Source organism: Vibrio fujianensis, from assembly GCF_002749895.1.
Classification (GTDB): domain Bacteria; phylum Pseudomonadota; class Gammaproteobacteria; order Enterobacterales; family Vibrionaceae; genus Vibrio; species Vibrio fujianensis.
This window is the reverse complement of sequence record NZ_NBUS01000054.1, coordinates 347,857-358,833: the sequence shown is the minus strand read 5'-3', so window position 1 is coordinate 358,833 and position 10,977 is coordinate 347,857. Positions and strand designations below refer to the sequence as shown.

9 protein-coding genes are annotated in these 10,977 nt (G+C 43.3%); 5 read left to right on the top strand and 4 right to left on the bottom strand.

Annotated features, from left to right (window positions below):
- The 4 genes from B7C60_RS19575 to cydC form a co-directional block, all read left to right on the top strand.
- On the top strand, nt 1-757 hold a 757-nt coding region (locus tag B7C60_RS19575), incomplete at its 5' end, for an MATE family efflux transporter (protein WP_245869514.1).
- Between the two features lie 79 nt (nt 758-836).
- Nucleotides 837-1,796 (top strand): thioredoxin-disulfide reductase, encoded by a 960-nt coding sequence (gene trxB, locus B7C60_RS14700; RefSeq protein ID WP_099612305.1) that lies wholly within the window; start codon nt 837-839, stop codon nt 1,794-1,796.
- A 120-nt stretch (nt 1,797-1,916) separates the two neighbouring features.
- Nucleotides 1,917-3,704 carry a heme ABC transporter permease/ATP-binding protein CydD gene (gene cydD, locus B7C60_RS14695; RefSeq protein ID WP_099612304.1) on the top strand — a complete coding sequence of 596 codons (1,788 nt, stop codon included), beginning with the start codon at nt 1,917-1,919 and terminating at the stop codon, nt 3,702-3,704.
- A complete protein-coding gene (cydC, locus tag B7C60_RS14690; protein ID WP_099612303.1) occupies nt 3,697-5,418 on the top strand; it encodes a heme ABC transporter ATP-binding protein/permease CydC in 1,722 nt (573 codons plus the stop codon). The genes cydD and cydC overlap by 8 nt, the downstream gene beginning before the upstream one ends.
- Before the next feature lie 79 nt (nt 5,419-5,497).
- Here the strand turns inward: cydC and B7C60_RS14685 are convergent, their stop codons facing one another.
- Nucleotides 5,498-6,670, bottom strand: a complete 1,173-nt coding sequence (locus tag B7C60_RS14685) for a GGDEF domain-containing protein (protein WP_099612302.1) — start codon at nt 6,668-6,670, stop codon at nt 5,498-5,500.
- Between the two features lie 465 nt (nt 6,671-7,135).
- Here B7C60_RS14685 and B7C60_RS14680 point away from each other — a divergent pair, with 465 nt between their 5' ends.
- Nucleotides 7,136-8,839: a hypothetical protein gene (locus B7C60_RS14680; RefSeq protein WP_172953248.1), complete on the top strand. Its 1,704-nt coding sequence runs from the start codon at nt 7,136-7,138 to the stop codon at nt 8,837-8,839.
- Between the two features lie 72 nt (nt 8,840-8,911).
- Here the strand turns inward: B7C60_RS14680 and rluB are convergent, their stop codons facing one another.
- The 3 genes from rluB to B7C60_RS19570 form a co-directional block, all read right to left on the bottom strand.
- On the bottom strand, nt 8,912-9,913 hold the full coding sequence (gene rluB, locus B7C60_RS14675) for a 23S rRNA pseudouridine(2605) synthase RluB (protein WP_099612300.1): 1,002 nt from the start codon (nt 9,911-9,913) through the stop codon (nt 8,912-8,914).
- Between the two features lie 119 nt (nt 9,914-10,032).
- On the bottom strand, nt 10,033-10,653 hold the full coding sequence (locus tag B7C60_RS14670; protein ID WP_099612299.1) for an L-threonylcarbamoyladenylate synthase: 621 nt from the start codon (nt 10,651-10,653) through the stop codon (nt 10,033-10,035).
- A gap of 2 nt (nt 10,654-10,655) precedes the next feature.
- Nucleotides 10,656-10,977 (bottom strand): PHP domain-containing protein (locus B7C60_RS19570; protein WP_483887766.1); only part of this gene is annotated, 322 nt, incomplete at its 5' end.

Genomic DNA, 10,977 nt, shown 5'->3' with positions numbered 1-10,977 from the left:
CCTCTTGGGTGAATTGAGTTCTGTCATGATCTGCCTTAGCTACTTACTCAGTCGCCGTAGCCACTTACCATTATCTTGGTCGACCTTTAGTTGGAAAATTCAACCCATCATCGACATTCTCAAAACCGGATTATCGAGTATGTTGATGTACCTTTATATCAGTTTTTCAATTGTATTACATAACATGCTACTGCTGCATTATGGGCAAGCCATTCATGTTGCTGCCTATAGTATCGCGGGATACTTAATTACTTTCTATTACTTAATGGCCGAAGGGACAGCGGGAGGCATGCAACCTTTAAGCAGTTTCTATTATGGTGCCAACTTAAAAAACCGTGTCAAAGCCTCCTATAAAATTGCCTGCCTGTTTACATTAGGTAGTGGCATTCTATTTGTGTTGGCCATTCAGTGGTCGCCAGAATTTTTTGCGCAATTTTTTATTGCACAAGACGATCAAACCTTACTCACGACCACAACCTGGGCTATGCGGCTCTTTCTGTGCGCGATGTTTTTGGATGGTTTCCTTATTTTAACCGCCACATGGTTTCAGTCACTTGGATTAGGTAACAAAGCCACTTTTATCACCATGAGTAATATGCTCATTCAAATCCCATTTTTATTGGTGTTACCTAAATTTTGGGGGCTGAATGGTGTGTGGCTCGCCGTACCCTTGTCTAATATTTGCCTCTCATTGGTGGTCAGTTATATGCTCCTTAAGCAGTGGCAAGCACTCGACCATTCAACTCAAGAACAATAACTTGCTGTAATAGCTTTTCATTATCAACAATATTTTCTACAATCGATTAACTTTTTCAGCATTCAATAGCGGAGTCATCATGAGCGACGTGAAACACTGTAAACTTCTTATCTTAGGCTCAGGTCCAGCTGGCTATACTGCCGCCGTCTATGCTGCACGCGCAAATCTGAACCCTGTACTCGTTACTGGAATGCAACAAGGCGGTCAGCTCACAACCACCACAGAAGTCGAAAACTGGCCGGGAGATGCCGAAGGACTAACCGGCCCCGATTTAATGGAACGTATGGAAGCACATGCCAAGCGATTTGAGACGGAAATTGTCTTTGACCATATTCACCAAGTCGACTTTTCTCAGCGCCCTTTTCGTCTCAAAGGTGATAGCTACCAATATACTTGTGATGCCTTAATTATTTCGACCGGAGCTTCAGCAAAATACCTCGGTTTAGCATCAGAAGAAACGTTCAAGGGACGAGGCGTTTCTGCTTGTGCTACCTGTGATGGATTCTTCTACCGTAATCAAAAAGTCGCCGTTGTGGGCGGTGGTAACACCGCGGTTGAGGAAGCGCTTTACCTCTCCAATATTGCCGCAGAAGTCCATCTAATTCATCGTCGTGACAGTTTTCGTTCAGAAAAAATATTGATCGATCGCCTGATGGAAAAAGTCGCAAGCGGCAATATTATCTTGCATACCGAACGTACATTAGAAGAAGTACTTGGCGATGATATGGGCGTTACTGGCGTACGCTTAAAAGATACACGTTCTGGCACCTGTGAAGAGCTAGCCGTGATGGGCGTTTTTATCGCCATTGGACACCAACCTAATACCGATATTTTTAACGGCCAATTAAAAATGCAAGAAGGTTATATCTGGGTGCAATCTGGCCTTGACGGTAATGCGACTCAAACCAGCGTAGCAGGTATTTTTGCTGCAGGTGATGTGATGGATCATAACTATCGTCAGGCGATTACTTCAGCAGGAACAGGCTGTATGGCCGCTCTAGATGCAGAACGCTATCTCGATAGCCTAAATAATCAATAAAGCACAATAAATTATGTCTTGTTGACCAACAACGCCCCAACCCAGCGGTATATCCGCTGGGTTTTCTTTTGTATACTAACGACCTTCCGTTCCAATAATAATTATCAATAAGCCTTTAAAATGGATAAGAAAAAGCAACGCAGTCTCAATATGTGGCTCAAACAGCAAAGCAAGCTCGCCAAGCGCTGGCTCATGCTTGCCATTGGGCTCGGTATCATATCTAGCTTATTTTTGCTCGTTCAAGCCGCCCTCATCGCCACGATTCTTCATCAGTTGATTATTGAACAAGTAGACAAGTACACGCTCATTCCTCAATTTATCGGACTGATGGCAACAATCGCGTTACGATCGATCTGCTCATGGGGTAGAGAAATGGCCGGTTTTCACGCCGGGAAAGAGGTTCGAACCTACATCCGGCAGCTTATTTTTGAGAAGTTACGCTCCTTAGGGCCAGCTTATATTAAGGGCAAGCCCGCAGGCGCTTGGGCAACATTAACGTTAGAGCAAGTTGAAGATATGCACGACTTTTTCGCTCGTTACCTGCCTCAAATGTCACTCGCCGTGTTGATCCCATTGATTATTTTAGTCGTCGTCTTTCCGCTAAACTGGGCGGCTGGATTAATTTTCCTGATAACCGCCCCTTTAGTGCCACTCTTTATGGCTCTCGTTGGAATTAAAGCCGCAGATGCCAGCCGTAAAAACTTTAAGGCTCTGCAACGTTTATCTGGTCACTTTTATGACCGTTTACAATCAATGACAACGATCCGGCTGTTTGATCGCACTCAAGCAGAAACGGAAAAAATGCGTGGCGCATCAGAAGTTTTTCGTAAACGAACCATGGATGTATTACGCATCGCTTTCTTATCCTCTGCGGTATTAGAGTTTTTTACCTCGATTTCTATTGCTATCACCGCGGTCTATTTTGGATTTAGTTTTATTGGTGAATTGAATTTTGGTCACTATGGCGCAGGTGTGACGCTCTTTGCTGGCTTATTTATATTAATTCTCGCTCCTGAATTTTATCAGCCGCTGCGCGATCTCGGTACCTTCTACCATGCTAAGCAACAAGCGGTGGCTGCGGCCGAAAGTATTGCGGATTTTTTAGCCATTGATATTGAGAAAGTACCTTCAGGTCATCAGATACTCAATCACCAAGAGTCGATTGAGATTATTGCGCAAGATCTATGCGTATTTAGCCCAGAGGGGCATCCGTTGGTTGGCCCCGTTTCTTTTACCTTATCCAGAGGGCAAACCACGGCATTAGTCGGGCCGAGTGGCGCTGGTAAAACCAGCTTAGTGAATGCGATTCTCGGTTTTATGCCTTACCAAGGAAGCCTCACCATCAATGGGATTGAACTAAATCAATGCGATCATCATTGCTGGCGAGCGATGATCAGTTGGGTTGGGCAAAATCCGCTTTTGGTCCACGGCAGCATCCGTGACAACGTCACTCTGGGAAAGACCGAGATTGATGACCAGCAATTGCAAACGGTACTTGAAGAGGCTTTTGCTCGTGAGTTTGTGGATCATCATGGGTTGGATTATGTAATCAATGATCGCTCTGGAGGATTGTCCGTTGGCCAAGCACAACGTCTCGCTTTAGCCAGAGCTATGTTACAAAATGGCATGTTCTGGTTACTTGATGAGCCAACCGCTAGTTTAGATGCCAAAAGTGAACGATTAGTGATGCACAGCTTAGATCAACAAATTGCCAATAAGACCGCACTACTCGTCACCCATCAACTTGAACCACTTCGCTCAGTTGATCAAATATTAGTCATGCAAGATGGGCATATCGTACAAGTAGGAAGTTTTACTCAACTTAGTGAACAACCAGGACTGTTTGCCACAATGCTAACCGCAAACCAAACCAGAAAAGCCGCGGATAAGGGGAATTTAGATGCGTGATTTACTACCCTACCTCAAACTGTATAAAAAACATTGGTTTAGTTTATCTCTCGGGATGTTGTTGGCCTTTCTCACTCTTTTTGCATCTATCGGTTTGTTGACGCTATCTGGGTGGTTTTTATCTGCCGCAGCCGTTGCTGGACTCACGATAGCTCGGGAGACATTTAACTATATGCTACCCGGAGCCTTTGTTCGTGGCTTTGCGATGGGGCGTACGGCTGGACGTTGGGGTGAACGCGTCGTTAGCCATAACGCAACCTTTAAATTATTAACCGATTTGCGGGTGTTTTTTTTCCAAAAACTAGCACCGCTCGTACCTGGTCGGCTATCTAGCCTACGAGATGCGGACTTATTAAACCGTTTAGTCGCAGACATCGATGCCATGGATCATGTTTACTTGCGCCTTATTAGTCCACTTACGGTCGGAATACTCGGTATCGCTGGCTTAACCGCTTTACTCTGTTGGTTTGATGCCACTTTAGGACTAACCCTCGGCGGTATTTTACTTCTTATCTTACTCACTTGGCCTCCTCTTTTTTACTGGCTCGGTAAACGCAATGGTCAAGCATTAACCGAGCATAAGGCCCACCTGAGAATTGCCACGTTAGACTGGCTACAAGGTTACAGTGAGTTAGTCATTTTTGGTGCTGAAGCTCACTATCGAAAAGCTATTTTTATCGCGCAAGATAAGTTGCTGTACAACCAAAAAATTAATGCTCATTTTACCGGTCTAGCGCAAGCTTTTTTACTGCTTGTCAATGGTTGGGTTTTAGTTCTCATGCTCTGGCTAGCGGCCGATGGTGTCAACGGGCAAGCCCCTGATCCAATGGTCGCTCTCATCGCTTTTGCCACCATGGCTAGCGTTGAACTCCTTATGCCAATTGCCGGAGCTTTTCAACATTTAGGACAAACATTAACCTCTGCTCGACGATTAAACGAAATTCTCCTTAGTGAGCCAGAAGTCTCCTTTACCGAACAACCCACCGTCCATTCGGGACAATTTGATATTTATTTTGATCATGCTTGTTTTCATTATCCAGACAGCTCACAAACGGTGTTAAACCAGATTAACCTCGCGATCCCAACAGGAAACAAAGTAGCCATTGTTGGCCAAACTGGTTCTGGGAAATCGACCTTAATTCAGTTGTTATGCCGTTATTGGGACGTACAACAAGGTCAAATCACCCTTGGTGGCACCCCTCTACAAGCGTGGCAAGAAAGTGACTTACGCTCTGCAATAAGTGTCGTTAGCCAACGAGTTGATATTCTCAATGGTAGCCTACGCGACAATCTAGCATTAGCGAAACCTCATGCTCAAGAAGATGAACTTTGTCAAACACTTATCGATGTAGGTTTAAATAAATTACTTGATGGTCAGGGTTTAAACACTTGGCTCGGTGATGGTGGCCGCCAGTTATCTGGTGGCGAAAAGCGACGTATCGGAATCGCGAGAGCATTATTGCATGATGGTCCAATCTTACTGCTTGATGAACCCACAGAAGGTTTAGACAAGCAAACCGAGCAGCAGATTATGACGCTATTACAAACACAGTTTGCCCATAAAACGGTGATTTTTATTACCCATCGATTGGTCGATCTAGAATCAATGGACACCATTTGTTTAATTGATCAGGGAGAAATTGTAGAACAAGGGGATCATGCCACGCTACTTGCCCAAAAAGCTCGTTACTACCAGCTATATCAAACCTTATAATCCTTTCATCGATAAGCTCTCGGCAAGAAAACATTGCCGAGAGCTAGGATCTATTGAAGGAAACGACATTCTCTCAATGTTATTCCACTGTCAAGGAATGATGTTGCTTTACCGATTTAAATTCTTCCGCCTTATCTGAGTAAATCACTTGGTTTTTTCCTAAAAATTTCGCACGATATAAAGCTTCATCCGCTCGATGTAATAAGCTGTCAATTCCGACATGTTTTTTTGTTGTCGTAACACCGATACTCACTGAAACGGTAATGTTAGGAGCAAATAGTGTCTGTTGGATAGATAACCGTAATGCCTCTGCAAACTGTTTCGCTTGATTGGCATCCATTTCGGGTAACATGACAACAAACTCTTCCCCACCAAGCCGTCCGATGACACCTCGCTGACGAATCACTCTTTGAAATGACTTAGCACACAATTTTAAAACTGTGTCCCCCATTGCGTGCCCATATTTATCATTGACTTTTTTAAAATCATCGACATCTATCATGGCAATACTAATGGGGAAACTCTCGTTTTTTAATAATTGATCTGCCTGACTAAAAAAAGCTCGACGATTAAATAGACCGGTTAAGCTGTCACGAGACGCTTGAATAAAGAGCTCATTATTCAAGCGCTCTAACTTCACGAGCAAAATGATTAGCGTACTGAGTACACTATAGATTATACCTACCATGATAAAAGAAGCTTGGACAAGGCTTGTTCCATGCAATTGGGTACAAAAATCCGGATACCAATATGACAAGAATGCCCGCATAAGAAACCCTAAACCAAATAGCCCCATGGTACACATTAACCATTTTTTTAAGTGTGCATCACCAAAATCCTGACTGAGGTAAAGAGTGTAGGTAATAAAAAATAATTGGGCACTAACCACAAGGCTTGCATAAGTCACACGAGTAGCAATATCGTCTATATACACGCCCATCAATAGTGTTGTAATCACAAAAGGAAGCACAAGTTGCCACACAGGGATTTTTGTAAAAAAAATCCTTCCGAAAGCAAAATGGCCAAATGAAAAGGCGATCGTAACACAGGCATTATAAAAAATAATCGCGCCAAAAGGATGAAGCAATGGACGCATATAAAGAAGAAAATTCGCTAATCCATGCAGAAGTAGTGATGCAATCCAGTATTTTATCCCTGGCTCTTTGCCTCTTTCAATCATCAATAATATTGCTAATAACCACTGAATCATGGCCTGAGTGATCAGCAAGGTGGGTGAATCAAGTTCGATCATATAGAGGCTTCACTGGTTTTTAAGTCAATCATAAGATCCCATCCGATGATAACAGTATCAATCATATCATCAATAAAAAGCTAGCATGAATAAGAATTATCAATCCATTGGCATCTTATTATAGTTATGGTAACCATATTGTTACACAGCGAAATTGTTACACAGCTAAGTTTGCGCGAATCGCCATCCAATTAAAAAGCTTGCAGCAAGTCGCCCCTTATTTCATCACGATCAATAGAACCTAATTCTGTGACTAAAGTAGGTAAATATAACAAACCCACGATAATTCCGTTAGGAAGAGAAATAACACATTGAACTCGTTGCCAATTTATATATGATACTTGCCCTATACCTATTATTGTGACATGGATGATAATCGGTATACTCTTTATGAAATGACAACAAATACTCTTTTTCTGTCACTCAATACAGGATCAGACTCAGAGATAAACAACGGAGTTGCTAGTGAAAAAATTATTACTTGCCTCAGCTGTCGCTGTCGCCGCGGTTGGTGGTTATTACTACACAACAGGTTCAGATACTTCAACTGATGCATTGTTAGGGTCAATCCCTGCCGATTCCCCTTTGGTTGTTATGCAAACAGAAGCGTACGACCATTTTGAATACGTCAATACCATGGGGAAATCCCAACAAAGTTTGTATGATTTATTCGCCGATTTCGACCTGACTGCAGAACAAGATTTCATGGTCGCTTATTTAGATGGCTATTTACAAAGTGCTGTCGATAAAAAAACCTTTAAAGCATATTCAGGTACGCCAGATAAAGTAAAACCGGTTTTTTATACGTTAGGTATGATCCCTGTTTATAAAATACAGTTAGAAGATACTGCCGCATTCTGGAATACCATCGATCAAACAGAACAAGCCACGGGTGCAACTCATCAAGCAACTAAATTGGGCAATATTGATTATCGTCGCTATAGACTAAGCGATGAAAATGGCGAAGAGATTAATCTAGTCATCGCGGTTCATGACAATGTGGCTACCTTTACGCTTGATTTTCCTTTACTTAAAGAAGCAAATCCACTTAAGTTAGCATTAGGGGTTGAAAAACCACAAAAGGCTTTTGCTGACAGCGATATTCTTTCTGGACTACAACGTAAATACGGTAAGCAATACAGTAGCTACGGATATTTAGATCACCAAGAGATCATTAAAGGTTTTACCCAACCAGCAAGTAACTTACTTGCTCGACAAGTCGATATCCTGCAAGAATACAACCCAGAACCTTTTATCGAAGAGTTACGTAAACCGAATTGCCAAAGTGAATTTGCAACTATCGCCAGCCACTGGCCAAGAACCGTTGCCTTAACTCATTATCAAGCTAAAAATGATCAAGTGAATCTTGACGGACAGATTGTGCTTGAGAGCACCAATAAAGTCATTCTTAATGCAATCCAATCGATACGCGGATTTATGCCTAAAATGTCGGCTCAAGACAGCATCTTTGAATTCGGATTCGGGTTAGATGTTGCTAAATTAGCGCCAGCAATCAATACCATTTGGCAAGATATCCAACAACCCACCTATCAGTGCGATTTTTTAGCCGAAATGCAACAAGAAATGGGTTCAGAAAACCCAGCGGCGATGCTAAGTATGGGCTCAAGCATGGTCAATGGCATGAAGGGAATGCATTTCACCTTAAATGATGTCGCTCTGGATCTGCAAAAACCTTATTCTCCCCAGTTTGAAAAACTCGATTTTCTATTTACCTTATCCGCGGAGAATCCTATAGCGCTGCTCCAAACAGCTCAGATGTTTATCCCTCAACTCGCACAGTTAACCATTCAACCAAATGGTAATCCGGTTGATCTTTCTGCATTACTCAAATCAGAAACAGGCGTTTCTACACCACTCTTTGCACGCTTAAATGACAAGCATCTTGCGCTTTATGCAGGTGAACGGTCATCAACAAACTCGCAAAGTGTGTTGGCATCGTCACTAGAGGCACAAGGCTTATTCCAATTTGCCGTGAACGCACCACGCGTATTGGAATTAATGGAATTAGTGGCAGAGATGCAAGGTGAAGAAGTACCAGAAGATATTAGTGCAGGGTTAAATAGCAATGCCGTTTCTCAAATTACTTTTGATGTAAATGATCATGGTTTTGTTTTAGGCTATGACCATAACGTAAAAATGAAGAAATAGTCACTGTTTTATCTCACAATAAAAACCCCGAGCATGCTCGGGGTTTTTATTGGCATTCAAATAATAAAGCACTTAGCGATGAGCTTTGCCACCTTGAGAGCGGCCACCTTGCTCGACACCACGGTTTCGCGTACTAGAAGCCGGTTTACGACGAGCATTGGCAGGTGTTTTACTAGTTGTCGTTCCGTTTGTGATACGGGTTTTAGGTTTAGTTGAACCTGTTGTTACGCGTTCTTCATGACGACGAACCGCCCGACGAATTTTCTGGCTACGAGAGCGCTCACGCTTACGAGAAGTGTTGTCTTTAGATTGGTCAAGCATACTTTCTCGCTCAGGGCGTAATTCAACCAATTCACGCAAATAATTCACTTGCTTGAGATCAAGCTCCATCCAACCGCCACGAGGCAGTTTTTTATCCAAGAAAATATCGCCATAACGAACACGTTTCAAACGGCTGACTGTGGTATCTTGAGATTCCCATAAGCGGCGAACTTCACGGTTACGTCCTTCATTAATTACTACGTAAAAGGTATGGTTCATACCTTCACCGCCCGCATAGACAACATCTTCAAAACGGGCTAAACCGTCTTCAAGCTGCACACCTCGAACTAAATTGCGGACTTTTTCTTCGTTAATTTCGCCGAACACACGGACTAAGTATTCACGTTCAACCTGACGGCTAGGATGCATTAAACGATTCGCCAACTCACCATCCGTCGTAAATAGCAGTAAGCCGGAGGTGTTTGCATCCAAGCGCCCTACTGAAATCCAACGAGAACCGCGAATTTTTGGCAGGCGATCAAAAACCGTACGACGACCTTCTGGGTCATGGCGAGTACAGAGCTCTCCTTCGGGTTTATAATACGCTAGCACTCGGCAAATAACCTCTTCTTGTGCTTTGGCTGAAACCACATGCCCGTCGATACGCACAACTGCATTTTCATCGTCTAGGCGCTCGCCCAGAACAGCTACCTTGCCATTAACACTTACACGTCCAGCTCGGATCAGAGCTTCAAGCTCTCGACGAGAACCATGACCAGCACGTGCTAAAACCTTTTGTAACTTTTCGCTCATTTATCTACCTATGATGTCGTCTTCTCAGACGTCGAATGACAATATGCGACGTTAAAATCGCGGTCGCGCATTATCGCAAATAACCAGAAGAAAAGCATCCGTTTTATCCATCATCACCTTTACTCAAATGGTGTCGGATCTCCCGCACCCAAGCGGGTCACTCGCATCTCATCTTCACTAAAATCAATCACTGTTGTGGGCTGTTCCCCTAAATAACCGCCATTTAAAATCACGTCGACGACATGCTCTAAACGATCACGAATTTCTTCAGGATCCGCTTCCGTTGTTTCTTTACCGGGTAAGATCAACGAGGTAGACATCAAAGGTTCACCCAAGGCTTCCAGTAAGTCTAGCGCAATTTTATTGTCTGGCACTCGAATACCAATCGTTTTACGTTTTGCATTCATTAGCCGACGCGGCACTTCTTTGGTTCCTTTAAAAATAAAGGTATATGGCCCCGGAGTATTATTTTTCAGCAGACGAAAAGCCGTATTATCCACTCGGGCATACAATGAAAGCTCAGATAAATCACGGCATAATAGGGTGAAATTGTGCTTATCATCTAAACGACGAATTTGGCAAATACGCTCTAAAGCCTGTTTATTTTCTAACTGACAACCCAGTGCATAACCAGAATCGGTTGGATAAACCACAACCCCACCGTTGCGAATAATGGCTACCGCTTGATTGATCAAACGAGCTTGTGGGTTTTCAGGATGAACATAAAAAAATTGACTCATTCTTATTCCTCATTATCGAGTCTCTCGACTCTAAGGTCTGGAAGATGCTTCCAATCTTTCCAAACCGGTTCAACGCCTGCGGGCAACCAGAGATTTCGTCCTAACTCCATCCACGGAGAGGGGTAATGGAAATCACTGCCTTGCGAAGCGAGTAGATTATACTGTATCGCGTAATCACCGAGGGTACGCTTCTCTTGTGGAGCTTGTTGCGGTTGAGCGACTTCCATCGCATCGCCACCAGCTTCAACAAATGCATTAATTAAGCGCTTAAGCCATTTCGCCGTCAAGTCATATCGGCCCGGATGCGCTAAAACCGCCTGCCCA